Consider the following 18,324-nt stretch of genomic DNA (forward strand, 5'->3'; position numbering starts at 1 on the left):
CGTTCCGATCCGACTGCCCGGGAAGCCGGGGACGAAACCGCAGGCGGGGGAGCACGGGTGGGACATGAAAGGCGGTCCGCCGGGTAGTTGGCCACCGGCGCACGAACGAGACAGGACGCACCGGAGGGGGACCGGGGTGGACAGGACACCGAGTGTTCGAGGGGTCGCGGTGGTCAGCGGGGCCTCGGCGGGCGTGGGCCGGGCGACGGCACGGGAGCTCGCCCGGCGCGGCCACGCCGTGGCCCTCGTGGCCCGGGGGCGTGCCGGGCTGGAGGCCGCCCGGCGGGAGGTCGAGGAGCACGGGGTGCCCGCCCTGGCCGTGGAGGCGGACGTGAGCGACGCGGCGGCCGTGGATGAGGCGGCGGCGCGGATCGAGGAGGCGCTCGGGCCGGTCGACGTGTGGGTGAACACGGCGTTCGCCTCGGTCATCGCCCCGTTCACGCGGACCGCGCCCGAGGAGTACGAGCGGGCCACGGACGTCTGCTACCACGGCTACGTGAACGGCACCCGGACCGCCCTGGCGGGGATGCTGCCCCGGGACCGCGGGGTGATCGTGCAGGTGGGGTCGGCGCTCGCTTACCGCGGCATCCCCTACCAGGCGGCCTACTGCGGGGCCAAGCACGCGGTGCGCGGGTTCACCGACTCCGTGCGCGCCGAACTGCTCCGCGACGGTTCGCGGGTACGGCTCACGGAGGTGCACCTGCCGGCGGTCAACACCCCGCAGTTCTCGTGGGTGCGCTCGCACATGGGCGCCCGCACCCGCCCGGTGCCCCCGGTCTACCAGCCGGAGGTGGCGGCCCGGGCGATCGTGTGGGCCGCCGAACACCCCCGGAGGCGGCGGTACTGGGTGGCGCCCTCGACGGTGGCCACCGTGCTGGGGCAGCGGTTCGCGCCCCGGCTGCTGGACTTCTACCTGGCCCGGACGGCGTACGACAGCCAGGTTCGCGACGCCGCACCGCCGCGGCGGGACAACCTCTTCGACCCCGTGGACGAGGACCGCGACTTCGGTGCGCACGGGGAGTTCGACGGTGAGGCCCGGGAGGTCAGCCTGCTCCAGGAGGCGAACCAGCGCCGCGGCGCGCTGGCGGCCGCGGGGCTGGCGGGCCTCGCGGCCGGGGTGGGCGTCTACGCCCTCGCCCGGGGCGCCCGGACCTGACCGCCGGACCATGACGGACAGGGAACGACGAACGGCAAGGAGGGGACATGGCCGAGCACGACGACCGCGTCGACGCCGTCTGGGAGGAATTCCACGGCGTGGTGAACATGACTGGCGAGGAACTGAGGGAGTGGCTGCTCACCGACGCCTCGGGGGAGGAGGCGTTCGAGCAGCCCGAACCCGACCTGGGCGTGTCGGCCCGGGGCGAGGAGGTGGTGGCCGTGCTCCGCAAACGGCGCACGGACGTCACCAACGCCGACATCGACCTCATGGAGCGGGTCACGAACGGCGTCAGGAGGCTCCTGGCCGACCCCCGGCGGGAGGACCCGGCCTGGCGGCACGCCCTGATGACGGTGGGGCACGACCCGCTGCGCCCGGACTCGGCCCGGCCCGACGAGGAGGACCTCGCGGGCTGAGCCGCTCCGCGCCCCGGAGCCGCCCGCGGCCGCCGGGGCGCGGCCGCCGCGGACGTCGCGGCCCCGCCGCGGACACGGGCCGACCGACCGCTCGCGAACGGTCCCCGGGGGGCGACCGGCGCCGTGCGGCCTGCGGGGCCCGCCGCTGATCCGGGCCGCCGGCCCGGATCAGCGGCGGACCATGACCATCGCCCCGCAGGACCAGCCCAGCAGCGACAGCCGCTCCCAGCCCGGCCGCGACTCCAGGTCGGCGATGAGGGCCTCCACCGCCAGGCAGTGGCCCTCCGGCACCATCCCGTGCGGCTGCCGGGCGAGGTCGTCCACGATGTAGAAGCCCCCTGGCTCGACCAGGGACAGCGCCTCGTCCCGGTGGGTGAACTTGCCCGGCCAGGTGTCGGCGAACACCAGGTCGTAACCCGGCCCGTCCACTCTCCCGGCCAGCCAGGCGCCGCCGTCGGCCTCGTGCAGGTGCACCCGGGGGTCCTCCCCCAGGTGCCGCCGGGCCACCTCCAGGCAGCCGGGGTCGTTGTCGACGCTGTCGAGGGCCGCCCCGCCGTCCATGCCCGCGAGCAGCCACGACGCCCCGGCGCCGGTCCCGGTGCCCAGCTCCAGCAGTCGGCCGCCGGGCTTGGAGGCCGCGAGGACCCGCAACAGCCGGCCCACCTCCTCCTCGCAGGACATGGTGAACCCGATGGCCTCGGTGTCGGTCTCGATCGCGTCCAGGGTGTCGGGTCGCTGCCGGACGACCTGCATGGGTACCCCTCCTCCGTTGCGGATGTGCCCAGGTTAGGCCGCCCCTCCCGTCGGCGCGGGAACTTTCCACACCCTGTGGAGAACGCGTGGGCGGCGTCCGCACGGACGCCGCCCACGAACACGGAACGTGCCCGCCCTCAGCCCGTCGGACCCGCGCCGTCCTTCCTGAGGGGGACCCAGCCGCGCGCGACACCGACGGAGGGTTGCAGTTTCGCCTCCGGTAGATCGACCGGGGGGCGGCGCTCGAGCTTCTTCAGCGGGAGCTCCGTTCGCCCGCCCAGAGCGAAGCCCCACTGGTGGGCATCCGGCCGCTGCCCTCGCCCGCGCGCGGCCTCGGCGAAGCGGCGGGACACCCGATCGGCCACGTTCGGCGGAAGCCCGGGCAGCAGGTCCAGCGGCTCCCCGGGACGCACCTTGCTCTGGCGGCTCAGGATCCGGCCCACCAGGAGCGCCAGCTTGTACCGATCGGTGTCCAGGTCGGCTCCGGTTGCGGGCTGCTCGGGGTCGTTCCAGTCGGGTGTCTCCGCTTGGGGCAGGACGGGCTTCTCCCCCGCGCTGCGCACACCGTCGCAGTCGATCATGAACACCTCCGCCGTGCCGTCGGCATCCCACAGCAGGTTGCTCATGGACACGTCACCGACCACGATCCGTCGCGAGTGCAGCAGTTGGAAGAGGGAGACGAACCGGTGCGCCAGCTCCCGGCGGCCCTCGGTCCCGGGCGGCCGGATGTCCCCCCACAGCGCCTTGGGCTCGAAGATGAGGTACTGGAGTTCGCGCAGCCGGGCCTGGCCGTTCGAGATCCGGCCCGCGAACCGCCGGGGGATCTCCTGCATGAGGAACCCGGTCAGGTACCCGCTGGACACGACCCGGGCCAGCGGCCAGCAGGTCATGGCGTGCAACCGGTCCCTCTCGGTGTCGGTGAGCAGGTAGGGGAACCTGACCAGGCGTTCCAGGGCCGCCGGGTCGGCTCCGGAAAGCGTGTACTCCTTGTAGACGGCCCCGGCGTACGGTCCGCCCTCGACCCGGTGCACCCTGCCCTGGCCGCCCTTGCCCAGCTCGTCCCCGAGGATCAGGGCCGACCTGTCGACGTCCCTACCGTCCAGAAGCGCCGGCAACGACATGGTCACCTCCTCCAGACGCAGACCGCGGTGCGGTCGTCGTTGTACGACTTGGCCTGGAAGTCGAGCTGCCAGCCGAACTCCATCCGACCGGGAACCGGACCCGCGCCCCACCAGTCTGCGAGTTGCTCCGCGACCGCCGGGGCGCCCATCGGGCCGGACAGGCCGTCGGTGCACAGCATGAGCACGTCACCGAGGTCCAGCTCTCCCGTCTGCACGACCACCGTGCTCGCCTGGTCCGGCAGCGCGTCGGTGCGGGTGTCGAGGATGAGCCCGTCCTCGTCCGGTTCGACGTTCAATGGTCGCCATACCCCGTCCTTCAGCCGGAACAAGGGGCTGTCCCCCACGGACATCGTCAGGTACGGCGCCCTCCCCTCCCCCTCGGGCACCCGGATCAGGACCGCCGTGAGCGTGGTGGAGAGTTCGTCCGCAGGGAAGTGCTCCCTCCCGGCCAGGTCGATCATGCCGCGGGCGAGGACGCCGACCACCCGGCGGCCTCCCTCCTGCACATCCTCACCGAGGCTCTCCATGTTCTCGGCCACCACGTTGTGCAACATCCGGCAGACGTAGGCGGCGCCCCGGTGCGACCTGGGTCGGGAGCCGACGCCGTCCGCCACACAGGCGAGGACGAACCTGTGCCCGGAATGCTCGATCTCGTGCAGGCCGAAGGCGTCCTGGCGGGTGCTCCTCTCATAGCGGTGCTTGTCCCCGCGCAGGGAGGCCGCCCTCAAGTGCAGACCCTCATAGTCGGCCTCGTCGATGACGGTGTCCGGTACGGCCCACTCCTGTCCCGGAAGCTCCCTGGCGTGGTGCAAGGAGTTGACGGGCCGGGTGAGCACCGGCGGGGGCACGAACCCCCGCGGCGCAGGGACCGCCTCCGGCGCGGGGTCGCCGACCGCCCGAACCAGCGTGGTCGGGTCGGTCCCCCCGGCTTCCGTCGCACTCGCCACCGCTTCCGGCTCAGGGGTCGTGTCCCTGTTCCCGAACACCTCCTCAGCAGGCTCCGGTACGGGGGCGCCGAGCCGCCGTCCCTGCACGGACGAGTCGGCCGCTCCGGCTTCCAGCGCATCCGTGGCCGCCTCCGGCGCGGACACCTCTGGTTCCCCTGGTGCCGACGCCTCCAAGACCGGCTCCGATGCGGTCGGGTGGACCGCCGCCCCGGACACCCTCTGCTCGGCCGCTTGCCGCCCGGCTTCGCAGGCCGCCCCGGAGACCACCGGGTCCGCAGTCGGCTGCTCCAGCACGGGGGCGTCGGCCACTCCCCCCGGTACAAGGGCGGCGAACACGATCGCGTCCATCGGTACGGGCTCGGTCGGCCGCCCTTCCTCGGGTCGCACCTCCGCCGGGAGCCGCGCAGCCGACTCCGTTCCCTCTGGCGGCGGTCCTGCCGGGGTCACGGGGCTCAGCGTGTCCGAACCGCCGTGCTCGGGTTCCCCGTCGTCGCGTTCACGGGAGCGTGCCCTCGCCCGCTCTCGGTCCTCGCGGGTCAGCACCACCGTGCTCTGCCCGTCCGGCCCCGCGGCACCCTCTCCGGGCGCCTCCGTCGCGGTAGGTTCCCGCGAGGTTTCCGAGGAACCCCGGGAGGGATGCAACGGCCCGTTGACCGGTATCGCCGATCGTTCCCCGGCCCCCGGGGTGTGCCCGCCCGAAGGGCGTTCCCCACTCTCGGGCCTCCCCTTCCCGATCCATTCCTGGAACTTGCGCGCCCTCGGACGCCTCGGTTTGCCGGTCCTGTCCATCCCGTCCATGCGCCACTCCTCTCCGGCAGCGGGAATCAGATCTGGTCGGCCGGCAGGGCGGTGTAGCCGGGAACGTGGTCGGGGATGTCGAGGGTCATCCCGCCGTCCTGGGCCGCGGAGGAGCGAGTGGCCGAGTTGACGATGGAGTTGGTCAGGGACCGCGCGAACTCCTGGAGGGCCTGTGACGGGCTGAGCGTCCCGTCGGCCATGAACGCGCGGACCGTGGCCACCTGCTGGATCACCCGGTGATCCGCCTGCCCGAAACCGAACGCCAGGATGTTGGGGTGAGGGCCCCAGCCGGGATCGGTGAGCTTCTTGTAGGCCACGTCCCAGTCGCCGTCCCCCGGGTACCCGTCTGAGAGGAAGAAGACGGCGGGGCGGTACACCCGGTGTCCCTCGGCCTTGAGCCGGTCCACGTCCTGAGTGATGGTCTCCCGCAGCAGGGTGAACGCCTCCCCGTAGGAAGTGCCTCCGGTGGCCTCCAGCCGGGGCACGGACTCCAGGTCGCTGAGGTCGGACAGCGGCAGCAGGAGCTGCGCCTCGTGGTTGAAGGCGACGATCGCGAAATGGACCTTGTCCGACACCACGGGATTGGCGCCGATCGTGGCGTGCAGGTCGGGCAGGGCGCTGTTGATGGCCTGGATCGGCTCTCCCTCCATGGACGTCGACTCGTCGCACACCAGGTAGAAGGGAAGGATCTGCTGACTCACTGTGGGTTCTCCTCGGGTCCGGCTCGTGCGTGTGGTCAGTCGGTCGGTTCGGGGGCCGCGAACAGGTAGATCTCGATCCGCAGCCAGCCCGGAGCGCCCCCGAGACTGTGGAAGGTGCGGGTGACGGCGGTGTCGAAGACACCCGGGTGGACCTGCGGCAGGAGCTCGTTGACGTCGGAGGCGAACCGCTCCCCCTCCGCGGCTCCGCCGTTGGCACCGAAGGTGAGCACCATGCCCGCCTCCCGGTCGGCGAGGTCGTGCTCGGCGAGCGCCTCGCGGAGTTCCTCCACCACCTCCTCGTCCCCGGTCTCGGCCCCCGCCGGGGAAATCCCGTGGAGTTCGACCACGACGGGGGAGAGGTCGAGGCCGTGGGGAACGGGTTCGGCTATTCCCTCGGCGACGGGTTCAGGCTCGGGTTCGGCCGGAGGGCTGGAGTCCATGCCCAGCGTGATGATGAGGAAGGCCAACAAGAGGTCCGCGAAGAGCCACCCCGCGATCGCCACGGACGGGGTGGAGAAGTGGCCGTCCTTCACCGTGCCACCAGCTCACGGGAGTCGACTTCTCCGTCGGGATCATCCCGGTCCTCTGGCTCCCCTGCCTCGGAGTCGTCCCACTCCTCCGGGGCCTCACCGTCCTCCTCGGGATCCTCGTCCCAGTCATCCGGCTCCTCCTCGTCGTTCTCCAGCGCCTCACGCATGGCGTCGATGCTCTCCCTGAGCAGCTGGACCTGGTGCGGCAGCTCCCCGACGGTCTCGACGGCCTGGCCCGCCAGGTCCCCCGCGGTCTCATTGCGGTGGGCGATGCCCGCATTGACCTCGCGCCACTCGTCGAGGGAAGCGCGCAGCTCCCTCTCCCCCTCCTCGAGTGCGCGAACGATCTCGGTGGAGGAGGCGGCGACGGAGGCGTTGAGGCGCTCCTGTCCGTCGTCGACCGCCCGCCGGACCTGTTCGGCCAGTTCTCCGACCAGCCCGGTCAGTTCCTCCCGGGTACGGGTACGCTCCTCCTCGGCCGTACGCACCAGGCCCTCGGAGGCCCCCGCGACGCGGTCGATCGCCTCGGCGACCTCACCGAGCCTGCCGTACAGGTCGTGGACCACATCCAGCCCTTCGCGTACGGCGGAGCCCACGGTGACGCTGCCCTCGCGTAGTTCCGCGACGGTCTCCTGCGCGGAGCGCATGCTCTTGCGGGTCTCTGCCAGGGCGGCGCGTACGTCCTCCTGGGCCCGCTCTGCGATCTGGCCGACCTTGCGCAGTTTGGTGACACTGGCGCCGAGCTCGTCGGCGATCCGGGCAGGATGGCCGAGACGGACCGGTGCCAGGACGAACCTGGCCGCCGCCAGTGCGGAGGTCAGGCGCCGGGCGAGCTCGGCCCGTTCATACTCGTTCCGGGCCTCGGTGCGGCGACGCTGCACGTTCTGCACCAGGACCGCGCCGATGAGCAGCACGATCCCGGTCAGCGTGTAGTACGCGACCTGGTCGAAGGCGAGCCAGCCCGGAAGCGCCCCGTTGAAGCCGTCCTGCCACCGCTCCAGGAAGGACATGCCCTCCAGGGCCGGGTCCGCGTGGGAGCGGCCGTGTGCTCCGGATGCCGCGGCCAGTCCCGCCCAGGTGATGAGCACGGGAAGGAAGACCAGTCCGCTGGGGAGCACGTCGAGGACCCTGTGCGCGGCACCCCCGGCCGGAGCCGGACCGATCGACTCCAGGGGAAAGGACGCACCCAAGTCGACCTCGGACCAGACCTCCAGCCTGGACCGGGATTTCAGATCGTCGGCCAACGCGGACAGGTGGGCCGCCCGGCCGGAGAGTCTTTCCTCCGCGGCGAGGGAACGCAGTTCCTCGACCAGGGCGGGTTCGTCTCCAAAGGGGATTTCGGTCTTCACCGGCTTCTACTCATCACTTTCCGTGACCGGCCTCGTTCCCAGGGCATGGCGGAATGCCCCGGTGGCTGGCCGGAGGGGGTATAGGAAGGGATCTTGAGGACTGAACCGCCCTGGATTCACGTGAATTCTAACGGCGAAAGCTCTGCAGGAATGGGGATGGCGGCTTTCCCTCTATCGCACACCACCAGAATACGAACTTTTGCCTTTCGAGCTCACGTTTTTCGATGAAAAAACATCATAAAAGCCAAATATCGCTCACTCTCCTGACCGGATGAGGACAAGAGGACAACCGATACGCGTTACAGCCCCGAAGGCGGACAGCAGTGCGACCCGCGGAGCCGGATTTCCGAAACGGTCGGCCTGCTCGGCTTCACCGCGGACCTCGTTCTCCGAGGCCGGCCTCTCGCGCTCGGTCCGCGTACGGTTCCGCTCCCGGACGCGCACGACCGCGAAGCGGCGTCGCCCCGAGCATGTCCGGGACGCCTCCGACGTCCTCACCGGATCCCCGGCGGATGGGCCCGGAGCGGCATCCGCAGAGGTGCCGCCCCGGGCGCCGTCCGCGACCGGATCAGCGGTCGCGATCGCCGTCGGTCCCCTCCTCCCCCCGGTAGCGGGCCGCCTGGGCGTCGACCATGTTCATCAGGGCGGCGTGGTCGCGCAGTTCCGTCTCCCGAATGCTGCGCTCACGCTCGCCGTCCCGGCGCGCCGCCATCATTCGCACGTGGTCCAGGTACTCCCGGAGCTCCATGTCGTGCAAGGTCTGCCGGACGGCGGCCTCCTTGGCGTACATCCCGTCGTATCTGCTGCGCGGGACCAGGATCTTGGTGAGCACCGGGAACATGTCCACCAGGGCCAGCAGGATCCGGACCAGCCACACGGCGGCCAGCACGTGCAGGCTGTCCGCGGCGAGCCTGCCCAGCGCCTCCATCTCGTCGATGATGCCGTGTCGGCCCGCCTCCGCCGCCCGCGCCTGGACCCGCTCGTCGATGGCCTCGGCCCTCGCCTGCGCGAAGGAGACCGAGGATGTACCGATCTCGCCGGTGAGTTCGACGACCCGTTCCTCCCGCTCGCGCAGGTCCTCCTGGTACTCGGCGAGCGAGGAGGTCCGGGCGAAGTCGTCCGCCTCCTCGCGCAGTCGGGTGCAGCTGGGACCCACACCGACGATCCCGCTCAGCCCTTCGCCCGAGGTGCCGTTGCACTCTTCCTGGGCCTTCTTGTTCTTCTCGTCGAGTTCCGCCTGGAGGTTCTCGACGCGTTCCCTGAGTTCGTCGCGCTCGCCGGTGACCGTCTCCAGCTCACTCTGCTGCGCGATGAACGGGTCGTCGCCCAGGGACAGCAGGTACTCGCCGACGCAGTCCGGCTCGGTGCTCTGCTCTCCGGAGACCGGGTTGCAACGCTCCAGGGCCGACCGGAAGGTGTCCTGCTCCTGCTCCCGGGTGACGGTGAGCTCGTGCTCGATCGACGGCCGGAACAGGGTCAGCAGCAGTGGCTCGGCGACGACCAGGCTGATCACCACGGAGATCAGGACACGCCCCAGGTACCCCCAGCCGTTGCCGCGGGAACCGTGCATCACCGAGAGCATCCAGCAGTCGAAGACGAGGATGACCCCGGCCCAGAACAGTGCCACCGCGGCCACCACGGGCAGCGGAGCCGGGGTGAACCGGTCCAGCGCCACGAACATGGAGATCCCGGCCATCAACGCCGTGGCCAGGACCACCATGCCCTGGAGGGTGTAGCCGGGCCTCTCCAGGTCGATTCTGGCGATGAGGTCCTCGTCCACACCCGTGAGGCGGCGCAGCCACCGGGAGGGGCCCGCGGCCCACCCGCTCTCGGGACGGATCAGGGGGATGGGGGGCGGGGCCGCCTCGGTCTTCTCCTTCGGGGGGGAGACGTCGTCGACGACGGCGAACGGCACCGTGTCCGCGTCATGCGTCATGGTCGTCCTCACTCACGGGGGTGGGTCGGAACACCGGTGGTCGGCCGCCGTTCCCGCTCACGTCACGGCCGGTCCCACCGCCTCCCGCCCCCGGGGCCGCGTCATCGTCGACGACGAGGGTGTCGGCCTCCTCTACGGTGGTGACCCCCTCGGCGATGGCCTGCTCTGCTCCGGGGCGCAGAGCGGGATCGACGAAGTTCACGACCTCGGCCGTGGACAGGGAGCCGTCCATGTAGTTGTTCTCGATGGCGGTCTTGGCGATCTGGTAGCGCATCTCCATGCGCGCCCGTTCGTCCTCCCTCGACCAGGTCTGGTGCCGGAGCATGTCCTCGCGCTTCTCCGCGTCCCTGAGCCGCCAGTCCGCGCGCTCGGCCTCCAGCCGCTGCTCCTCGCGCTGTATGGCCTGGTCCCGTTCCGCCGAGATGCGCTGGATGACCTGCGTGGAGCTGAGCTCCTCCTTGGCCAGGGCCATCATCACCACGTTGATGGTGTCGTTCTGGATGGCCTCGCTGAGTTCGCCCATGATGGCCTTGGTGTGGGCGGTGACCATCGCGTGCAGCTCGTGCTCGTTCTCGGTGCGCGTCTTCGCGCTCTCGTGCTGCTGGCGGGTGGTGCGCATCTCCTCCCGGCGCTCGCTCAGGGCGGTGGGAGTGAGCACGTCCGTACCCAGGTAGGTGATCCGCATCCCGTCGATCTGCGGCGGGACCAGGTCGACGAACGCCTTGATCTGGCTCTGCACCATTTCGCGGACCTGGTTGATCGCGCTCAGCGGCAGTCCCTGGGAGAACTGGCTGAGCCGGTCGTAGCGGTTGAGGTAGTCGGTAAGGAAGTCCGTCGCGCGGGCCCGCCCCTCACGCACCACCGTCACGGCGTCCACGACCGTGCAGGCGAAACCGGCGCGCAGCTCGAAACCGACGTCGTCGGTGGACGGGATGGTCATCGGAACGGTGACCGAGACGTCCCGGGCCATGTCGACCACACTGACATGGTCGGCCCGGACCACGACGGGATCGTCCTTGGCCAGGCCGCCACGGTCCATGTGGAACTCGCCCCCGCTGCGGTAGACCAGGACCTGGCTGGCGGAGGCGGCGGGCAGCTCGGCCGGGTCGCGGGATGGCCCCAGGAGGCCGAACAGGCCCCGGCGCGGCGCCGGGGGCAGCACCTTGTGCTCGACGATCGGATAGTCGGGTGTCTTCATACTCGCATCGCCTTCCTGAACTGGCCGGTGCCGGAGTCGCCCCGCGTTCCGGGGGGCGTGCCGCCTTCACCGAACACACCGGTGAGCAGGTCCATGAGGGCCAGGGTGAGCTCCTTGTCGCCGTGTCGGCGCACGGCGTCGGAAAGTGTGGTCCGCAGCCCCTGCCGTTCTTCCGCGGGCAGGTTCGCCGCGGTCTCCCGCAGGAGTTCGCGCGCCCTCTCCTGTGCCTCGCCGCCGCCGCGCTGCAGGGACCGCACGGTGAGCAGCAGTGCCTCGATGACGACCGGCCGTGCCGTGCGAAAGCGCAGGATCTCCGCCCACAGGACGGCCACCTTGGGAATCTGGTCGGGAGCGAGCACCACGTGCCGGGCGATGGCCGTGTCTCCCCGGGGTTCCTCCGGCTCGGACCGGTCGCTCCGCTCCGCCTCGGCCCCCGCCCCGGTCGCCCGGTTCTCCGGGGACTGTTCCCCGGGTTCGGCACCGTTCTCCCCTTCGTCGTCGATGGCGCCCTCGTCGAGGATCGGCTCGCTGGTGACGGCCGAGAAGGCGTTGACGACCGCCATGAGCAGAAAGCGCCGCTCCAGCCGGTGGCGTCCGAAGCGGGGCATCTCGGTGAGTGTCCGGTGCAGCCCCGTGACGAGGATCCGGGCGTTGGCCTCGCGGTCGATGAGGCTGCCGAAGAGCGCACCGAGTGAGAACGCCGCCTCCATCCTGCGCTCCGGCCTCTCCTCCGTGTCACAGAGCATCGCGATCAGGCGGTTCACGGCCTCCAACGGGTAGGTGACGCCGAGTTCGCCACTCCACACCCGCAGGCCGAGTTCCGCCTGCGCGTCGGTGCCGTGCGCGATCCAGCGGCCCACGGTGCGCAGGACCGTGGCGGCCATGCCGTCCAGGCACATGGCCCACAGGACGAAGACGCAGGTCTGTCGGCCGACCACTCCTCCTCGCAGCGACCAACGCTCCAGGTAGAGGTCGTGGACCTCCTCGAAGGCGGTGGCCGCCAGTGCGGACAAGCCTCGGCCCAGTGCCACCTGCCGCTGGGGACGGGGCTGGGAGAGGACGTCGCCCGTCCAGACGCGCACGGCGTCCCAGAAGTCGACGTCGTAGCGCTCCCAGAGGAACCGCAGCACCACCGCCCGGTCCCCGGGCTCGCGGAACACCGGGTGGCGGCGGGGAAAGCGGCCGTCGTCCCGGTACTCCACGCGTATGAGGAGGTCGTCCCCGCCGCGCCGGAGGCAGTCCTCGGGCAGCCGGTCCGGGACGGGTTCGGGTGCGGCGGCGGTGACGAGGCTCCCCGTTCGTTCGGCCACCTTGGGCAGACGGGCGTGCAGGCGCTTGGCCAGCATCTCGTGGTCCCGCTCGTGGAGCCCTTCCGCCAGGGCCAGTGCGGTGACGCCGGCGATGGCCCGGCGGTCGGGGTCGGTGTCGAACCAGCGCTTCACCCGCTCCCGTGAGGAGGAGTGCAGCACCGCGTCGACGGCCGACTCGGCGGGTTCACCGTCGGCGAGCCGCCCGGCGACGTCGACGAGGTCTGCGATCGACCGGTCGGCAGGGATCGCCTCCGCCGCGGCCGCCACCTCTTCGGCGGGGACTCCGTCGCCCGCGTGCTCGCGTAGCACAGCGCCGGTGTCGGGCCTGCCCAGGTCGGTCCGGGGGGCGAGGGCACCGATCCGGAGGGAGGGGGCACAGGTGAGGATGAGGTGTGCCGACCGGTCGCGGACGCGTTCGCGCACCAGGGACCAGGTGTACTCGTGCTCGGCGCGCGAACCCGCCGAATCCGCGCCGAACCAGTCGAGGACGATGTAGCCGCACCCCGAGCGGAAGGCCTCACGACTCAGCTCGTCGGGGGTGCGGCCGGGTGGGAGCAGCAGGATCTCGTCCACACCGAGCTCGGTGAGAAGTCGGATGGCGCCCGCCCGGCGGCCGCCGCCCGGCCGGCCGGACAGGATCAGAACCCGGTGTTCGGTGAGGAGGTCGAAGGCCCGGCCGAACCCTCCCGGGTGGACGTAGCGGCCGACCGCCTCCTCGATCTCGCGGGGAAGCAGCCGGCCGTCACCCGTGGTGCGGGCCCGGGGGCCGTCGGCGGAGGCGTCCGCTGTTCCGAAGGTCGCCTCGTTGGCGTTGACCGTTCCGTAGAAGATGTTGGTGACGCGGCGGCGGAACGCCTCGTCACGACTCCGGTGGCCACCACCGGGCACGGCACTGTCGAAGAACGCCTCCTCCTGCTCGCCGACGCGTTCGCGGGAACCGCTCTCCCGGCCCTGCTCCGGATCCGGTCCGTGGTCCTCGGCGTCCGCCCCGCCCGGGGGGACGCCGTCACGTTCGGGGTCGTGGCTCATGGACCCCGCCTAGGAGGAGATGCCGAAGACGGCGTTGCGGGCGTCGACGTCTCCGTGGATGACCGTGCTGACCGCAGGGGATTCTCGCTGCTCCGGTCCGGGTCCGGGCCGTTCCCGCCCCGTCTCCGGACCGGGGGCTGGGGTGTCACTCACCGCCGGGGCGCGCCCGGGGGTGTGAACCCAGACGGGTTCCTCGTACTCCTTGTTGCGAACGGTGGTCAGGGTGAAGTCCTCGGGCGTCAGGCGGGTGTGGCCGGGGAGGACCACGTCCTGGTGGATCGGAGCGGTCACGGCGAGCACGAGGTCGGCACCGGACTCCTCCAGGGCCCTCCGCAGGGGATCGCCGTCCACCACGCGGGCGGCGGTGACGATGCCGCTTCCGGAGCGGTGGCCGGACTGCCGGGAGAGGTTGGCGGACCCGTGGTGCACGGCCAGGCGCAGGCGCAGGCGCCCGGCCTCGGTGCGGTGCAGGTTGTGCCTGCGCAGTCCGTGGACGATGGCGGGCACGTACTCGTCCAGGACGACGGGCTCGGGCACCGTCGGCGGCAGGACCGCGAGCTCGCCGTCACCGGTGAACTGGACATACCACTCTGAGCGGTCGAGGCGACAGGCCGCGGCGGCCTCCCCGAGGAGCTCGGGGAGGGTCTCCTGGATGTGGTGCTGGGTCAGCTCGTCGGAGCCGCCGTAGCCCTTGGCGTCGACGGCGATGATGAGCCGACGACCGAATTCTGGCGCTTTGACCATTTCATCACTGCTTTCACAGAAAGGACCATGCGGTCTCAACAGTGTGCTGACATGCCACCGGGAAGATTCCGGACTGGTCGGCAATCGACGGGATCCCGGGCTGTGGTCGTCGGCACACAGGAGAATCCGTACCGATCAGGGTTCGGGGACGGCACGGGGGTGTGCCATGAGGGGAGGACGAATCCCGAAGGAAGGATGGATGTGGCTTCCTCCGAAGAGGACGGTATCCACTCGGCGTTCGCCGTGGTGGCGTTTTTCCAGAACAACATCGGCCAGGCCGACACGAAGATCGGATTCCTGTGCGTGGCCCAGATCGGGTTCTCGCTGGCACTGATCAACACGGGCCCGCCGCTGGGCGCAGGCCCGCTGCCGGGGTGGCTGCCACTACTGGCGTGCTGCGTGGCCTTCGTGCTGTCCGGCTACCACCTGGTCTCGGCGCTGCGTCCGCGTACGCTCTTCGGCCGCGGACGGATGGTGATGGGGCTCACCGACTTTTCTCCGGGAAGGCCCCTGTCGACCGATGAGGTGTGGGGAATGGTCTCTGTGCTGGTCCGGGTATCCAGAGAGAAGAACCACCACATACAGCGATGCCTTCCGTGGCTTTCGCTGATGCTGTTCCTCATCGTTCTCAACGGTGCGGTTTCACAAGTGGTCGGATGACCGGGGACCGGATCATCCGTGTTCTTCGTATATCTCCCGGAGACCGGCCGGATCGGTGATGACGACCTTCCGGTAACCCGACCTGACCAGCCCCCGGCCGCGCAGTTCCCGCAGGGCTTTGTTGACGGCGTCGGGCTTCGCCCCGATCAGCTTGCCCAGATCCTCCTGGGAGAGCCGGATGCCCACATCCGTACCGCCCTGGTCGGGGAAGCCGTGCCGGGCGGCGAAATCCGTCAGGAGCCGGGCCAGCCGGGCGGGCACCTCGTAACCGACGAACTCCGCCCGGCGCCGGTCGGAGTCGGCCAAGCGGTCCCCCATGACGGCGGTGAGCGCTGACCAGGCGTCAGGATGCTCCTTCAGGAATTCCCGGAAGGCCTCACCCGGAAAGGCCCGGACCGCCATCGCGGTGGTGGCGGTGACCGTGGCGGTGGCCTCGCCGTCCTCCCGGAACAACCGCATCTCCCCCACCACGTCGCCGTGCACCCGGACCCCGAGCATCGCCTCGGTGCCGTTGCGCAGCACGGCACCGATCATGGCGAACACCGGGGAGTCGGCGGCGCACGGCTCCAACAGGAACACCTCGCCGGAGCGGTCCCCCTGCCGGACCAGCACGGTTCCGGCGTCGACCCGGCGGGCCGGGGCCGCCCCGACCAGGCGGTGTGCGGTGGCCACGTTCAGACGGGCCATGAAAGTCCCGTGCGGCCAGGGGGTTCGTATCGTCATGGTTCCTCCCGGATCCATGATGTCGATTCTCCGGCCGCGGGACAGGGGGTTTGCCGTGAAGGTCCGGGGAGTTCCGGTCACAGGCCCCAGAGGCAGACGGCGGTGCGGTCGGTGTCGTGGCCGTCCGCGCGGAAGTCCAGCTGCCAGGCGAACTCCGTCCGCCCCGGCACGCGGCCCGAGCCCCACTGGGCGGCCAGCCGGTCGGCGACCTCCGCGTCCGCCATCGGGCCGGACAGGCCCTCCCCGCACATGAGCAGCGCCTCGCCGGGCTCGATGCGGTGCCCGTTGACGTGGACGCCGCCGGGCTCCGCGGGCAGGGTGGCGGGCAGCGGTTCCCACGCGCCGCCGCGCAGCAGGCGGGCCGCCGAGACATCGGTCCCGAACAGCAGGCAGTCCGTGGTCTCCCCCTCCGGGGAGAGCCGGACCAGGGCGGCCGTCAACGCGCCGCCGGGCCCCACCTCCGTCGCCTGCCCCAGGAGCAGGGCGCACAGGCCGCGGAAGTGCTCAGGGTCCCGGAGCGGCGCGGCGAACTCGGCCATCCGGGTGGCCACGCCCCGCCACAGCACCCGGCGGACGCGGTCGGCGTCCCGGACCGTGGGGAAGCCGCAGGCCGTGACGGCCAGGGCGAACCCCTCCCCCCGGTGCTCCAGCGGGTACAGGCCGAAGGACTCCTGCCGGGGCCGCCCCTGGGCGCGGTTGCGGTCGCCGCGCAGGGACACCGCGCGCAGCGCCAGGCCCGGGTGGTCGGACTCGTCGATCACGGTGTCCGGGACCGGCTTCGCGGGCAGTCCCACCGCCCGGCCGGGCAGGCCGGTTTCGCGGGCCGCCGCCTCGCCGTCCGCGCCCAGCAGGTCGCCGCCGATCTCGCCGACCGTGGGCAGGCCCAGCTCGTCCCGGAGCAGGACCGTCGTCGCGGTCATGTCCGGCGAGTCCTCCACGGCGCCCCGCAGGGGACGCCTGGCGGCGCTGACGGTGTCACCGCCGTCGTCCAGCAGGTCGTTGACCTCCTCCGGCCCCTCGCCGTCCCCGGCCAGCAGATCACCGGTGTGCGTTCCGTCCACCAGACCCCTCTCCCCCTCGGTCGCGCCCACCGTCTGGGACTCCCGGGGGCGGCCGGGGGTTCCCCGCTGCACCGACCGGTTCAGGACGGCAGGCGGCGGCGGGTCAGCAGCAGGATCAGCGCCCCCGCCGTGCCCAGTAGAACACCGCCGTGCACGAGCACCGCCGTGCGGGGGCCGGTCTCGGGCAGGCGGGTCGGCTTCCCCGCCAGGGATCCGGACAGGCCGGGCAGGACTCCGGGCAGGCCGGGAAGGTCAGCGGACAGGCCCGGCAGGCCTGCGGGCGGCCCGCCCGCGACGGGCTTGCCGGCCTCCTCGGCCAGCACCGCGGCGGCCGCCTCCTCGGCGCGTTCGACCAGTTCCTGCGGGGTGATCCCGAGCATGGCCGCGAGCTCGTCGACGGTGCGACGGGACACTCCCCGCACCCCGTCGACCCCCAGGTGCTCGGCGAGGTCGAACACGGACACGCCGAGCCGGTCGGCGAGGTCGGTGAACGCGGGTCGCGCCGCCTGACCGGCGGCGGCCTCCGGGTCGGGCCACTGCGCGAAGGACGCACCCCCGCAGGTGCCGCCGCGCTCGACGGCGAAGCGCTGCACCTCCCGCTCGGGGCAGTCCGGTGCGGGCGGGGCGGAGGGCCCGGGAGACGGTGCGGGATCCGTCGCAGGCCCCCCGGTCTCGGCGGCTCCGAGGGCCCCGGCAGCGGAACCGGGTTCCTCGGCTCCGGACGCGTCCGGGGGCACGGCATCCCCGGCGGGGGCTCCCTCCCGGGGCTCCGGCGCGGGGCCGCCCGGCGCCCCGGCGCCCGCCCCGTCCTCCCCGGGAGCGGGAACCTCCCCGGCTCCGCCGGCCGGCCCCTCCCGCCCCGCGGCCCCGCCGTCCCGCGCGGGCACGGTGACGTCGCAGTGGACGGGCGACTCCCCGGGGAACAGGTGGAACACGCCGTCCTCGCCGGGGAGCACGTCGACCGGCACGCCCGCCTCGGTGCGGCAGCGCGGGTCCCCGCCGGTCACCTCCAGCCACGCTCCGTCCTCCCGGACCTCCGGCGCCTCGGCGACGCCGTTCAGGTACAGGACGCAGGAGCCGTCCTCGCGGGCGTGCGCGCAGACCTCCTCCCCGGCCGCCGCCGGAAGGGCGGGGGCGAGGACCGCCAGCACCGCGGCGGCGGAGGCCCCGGCGGCGACGCGCGTCGGGGACAGGAATCGTGAGGGCACGGCACACCGCTTTCCGAGACACTTTGATCACTCAAAGTAATCAGCGGACCCTCCGGGTGGGATGACCCTCTGTCCGCGTGTCCTCGGGTGATGATCGGAGTATGCGTACTCCCCCGATCACCGTGCAGCGCGTCTCCGTCTGGTGGACCAGGGCCGGTCGCGTCGCCCGGTCCGCCGACCTGCGCCGCGGCCTGCCCGGGACCTTCGCCCTCCCGGAGCTCCCCGAGCCGGATCCCGGAGCTCCCGTCCTCCTCCACGACGTCGCCCTGCGCGAATGGCGAGGCTACGCCCCGGAGGAGGAGGCACGGTACGTCGCCCGCTCCGATGTCCCGTGGTTCCTGCGCCTGAGCGAGCACGGCGGCCTGCTGACCGTCGCGCGCACCTCTCCCGGCGGGACGGACGCCTTCCCGCGCCGCTGGCCGCGCCCCCTGTTCACCCTGCGCCCGGGGGAGGTCGGCCGCTACCGGGCGAACTTCCGCCTCACCGCCGCCTCCCACCTGTCGGACCGGCTGTACAGCGACTGGACCCTGCGCATCGGTCACCGGGCCTGGCACACCTCCGAGCCGGCCGTGGAGGTCGACGACCGCGTCCACCTCTACGGCGGCTGAGCCCGGCTTCCGGCTTGCGCCGCGGGCATGGGAAGGGCGGGCGGAGACCGCCACAGCCCCGCCCGCCCGGATCGAG

General features: G+C 72.0%; 17 protein-coding genes. 4 read left to right on the forward strand and 13 right to left on the reverse strand.

The window, feature by feature from the left end; all coding sequences use genetic code 11:
- The first annotated feature begins 136 nt into the window (after positions 1–136).
- Together ACSUPR_RS14685 and ACSUPR_RS14690 are read left to right on the forward strand one after the other, a co-directional pair.
- Positions 137–1,156: an SDR family oxidoreductase gene (locus tag ACSUPR_RS14685; RefSeq protein ID WP_436885174.1), complete on the forward strand. Its 1,020-nt coding sequence runs from the start codon at positions 137–139 to the stop codon at positions 1,154–1,156.
- Between the two features lie 47 nt (positions 1,157–1,203).
- Positions 1,204–1,572, forward strand: a complete 369-nt coding sequence (locus ACSUPR_RS14690) for a DUF3140 domain-containing protein (protein WP_436885175.1) — start codon at positions 1,204–1,206, stop codon at positions 1,570–1,572.
- A gap of 168 nt (positions 1,573–1,740) precedes the next feature.
- On the opposite strand, the gene ACSUPR_RS14695 is transcribed toward ACSUPR_RS14690, so the two are convergent.
- The 10 genes from ACSUPR_RS14695 to ACSUPR_RS14740 form a co-directional block, all read right to left on the reverse strand.
- Positions 1,741–2,325: an O-methyltransferase gene (locus tag ACSUPR_RS14695; RefSeq protein WP_436885176.1), complete on the reverse strand. Its 585-nt coding sequence runs from the start codon at positions 2,323–2,325 to the stop codon at positions 1,741–1,743.
- 137 nt (positions 2,326–2,462) lie between these two features.
- Positions 2,463–3,446 carry a hypothetical protein gene (locus ACSUPR_RS14700; RefSeq protein WP_436885177.1) on the reverse strand — a complete coding sequence of 328 codons (984 nt, stop codon included), beginning with the start codon at positions 3,444–3,446 and terminating at the stop codon, positions 2,463–2,465.
- A 2-nt stretch (positions 3,447–3,448) separates the two neighbouring features.
- Positions 3,449–4,741: a protein phosphatase 2C domain-containing protein gene (locus ACSUPR_RS14705; RefSeq protein ID WP_436885178.1), complete on the reverse strand. Its 1,293-nt coding sequence runs from the start codon at positions 4,739–4,741 to the stop codon at positions 3,449–3,451.
- A 476-nt stretch (positions 4,742–5,217) separates the two neighbouring features.
- On the reverse strand, positions 5,218–5,892 hold the full coding sequence (locus tag ACSUPR_RS14710; RefSeq protein WP_436885179.1) for a vWA domain-containing protein: 675 nt from the start codon (positions 5,890–5,892) through the stop codon (positions 5,218–5,220).
- 35 nt (positions 5,893–5,927) lie between these two features.
- The gene (locus ACSUPR_RS14715) at positions 5,928–6,425 is read right to left on the reverse strand and encodes a hypothetical protein (protein WP_436885180.1); all 498 of its coding nucleotides are present in this window, start codon (positions 6,423–6,425) and stop codon (positions 5,928–5,930) included.
- Positions 6,422–7,771, reverse strand: coding sequence for a hypothetical protein (locus ACSUPR_RS14720; RefSeq protein WP_436885181.1), 1,350 nt, complete (start codon positions 7,769–7,771; stop codon positions 6,422–6,424). The genes ACSUPR_RS14715 and ACSUPR_RS14720 overlap by 4 nt, the downstream gene beginning before the upstream one ends.
- A 568-nt stretch (positions 7,772–8,339) precedes the next feature.
- A complete protein-coding gene (locus ACSUPR_RS14725; RefSeq protein ID WP_436885182.1) occupies positions 8,340–9,707 on the reverse strand; it encodes a DUF4407 domain-containing protein in 1,368 nt (455 codons plus the stop codon).
- On the reverse strand, positions 9,697–10,905 hold the full coding sequence (locus ACSUPR_RS14730) for a hypothetical protein (RefSeq protein WP_436885183.1): 1,209 nt from the start codon (positions 10,903–10,905) through the stop codon (positions 9,697–9,699). The genes ACSUPR_RS14725 and ACSUPR_RS14730 overlap by 11 nt, the downstream gene beginning before the upstream one ends.
- Positions 10,902–13,244 carry a hypothetical protein gene (locus ACSUPR_RS14735; RefSeq protein ID WP_436885184.1) on the reverse strand — a complete coding sequence of 781 codons (2,343 nt, stop codon included), beginning with the start codon at positions 13,242–13,244 and terminating at the stop codon, positions 10,902–10,904. Before ACSUPR_RS14735 ends, ACSUPR_RS14730 begins: the two co-directional genes overlap by 4 nt.
- Before the next feature lie 9 nt (positions 13,245–13,253).
- Positions 13,254–13,988 (reverse strand): hypothetical protein, encoded by a 735-nt coding sequence (locus ACSUPR_RS14740; protein ID WP_436885185.1) that lies wholly within the window; start codon positions 13,986–13,988, stop codon positions 13,254–13,256.
- Positions 13,989–14,189: 201 nt separating this feature from the next.
- Between ACSUPR_RS14740 and ACSUPR_RS14745 the strand changes: the two genes are divergently transcribed.
- On the forward strand, positions 14,190–14,648 hold the full coding sequence (locus ACSUPR_RS14745) for a hypothetical protein (protein ID WP_436885186.1): 459 nt from the start codon (positions 14,190–14,192) through the stop codon (positions 14,646–14,648).
- 12 nt (positions 14,649–14,660) lie between these two features.
- Here the strand turns inward: ACSUPR_RS14745 and ACSUPR_RS14750 are convergent, their stop codons facing one another.
- The 3 genes from ACSUPR_RS14750 to ACSUPR_RS14760 all read right to left on the reverse strand — a co-directional run bounded on the left by ACSUPR_RS14750 (position 14,661) and on the right by ACSUPR_RS14760 (position 17,640).
- A complete protein-coding gene (locus ACSUPR_RS14750; protein WP_436885187.1) occupies positions 14,661–15,371 on the reverse strand; it encodes a Crp/Fnr family transcriptional regulator in 711 nt (236 codons plus the stop codon).
- 77 nt (positions 15,372–15,448) lie between these two features.
- Complete coding sequence (locus ACSUPR_RS14755; RefSeq protein ID WP_436885188.1) at positions 15,449–16,432, reverse strand: hypothetical protein; 984 nt, start codon at positions 16,430–16,432, stop codon at positions 15,449–15,451.
- 80 nt (positions 16,433–16,512) lie between these two features.
- Positions 16,513–17,640: a hypothetical protein gene (locus tag ACSUPR_RS14760; RefSeq protein WP_436885189.1), complete on the reverse strand. Its 1,128-nt coding sequence runs from the start codon at positions 17,638–17,640 to the stop codon at positions 16,513–16,515.
- A 101-nt stretch (positions 17,641–17,741) separates the two neighbouring features.
- Here ACSUPR_RS14760 and ACSUPR_RS14765 point away from each other — a divergent pair, with 101 nt between their 5' ends.
- Positions 17,742–18,248 carry a hypothetical protein gene (locus tag ACSUPR_RS14765; protein WP_436885190.1) on the forward strand — a complete coding sequence of 169 codons (507 nt, stop codon included), beginning with the start codon at positions 17,742–17,744 and terminating at the stop codon, positions 18,246–18,248.
- The last annotated feature ends 76 nt before the right edge of the window (positions 18,249–18,324 follow it).

Origin of the sequence: Nocardiopsis dassonvillei, assembly GCF_964273065.1 — a bacterium.
Classification (GTDB): domain Bacteria; phylum Actinomycetota; class Actinomycetes; order Streptosporangiales; family Streptosporangiaceae; genus Nocardiopsis; species Nocardiopsis dassonvillei_B.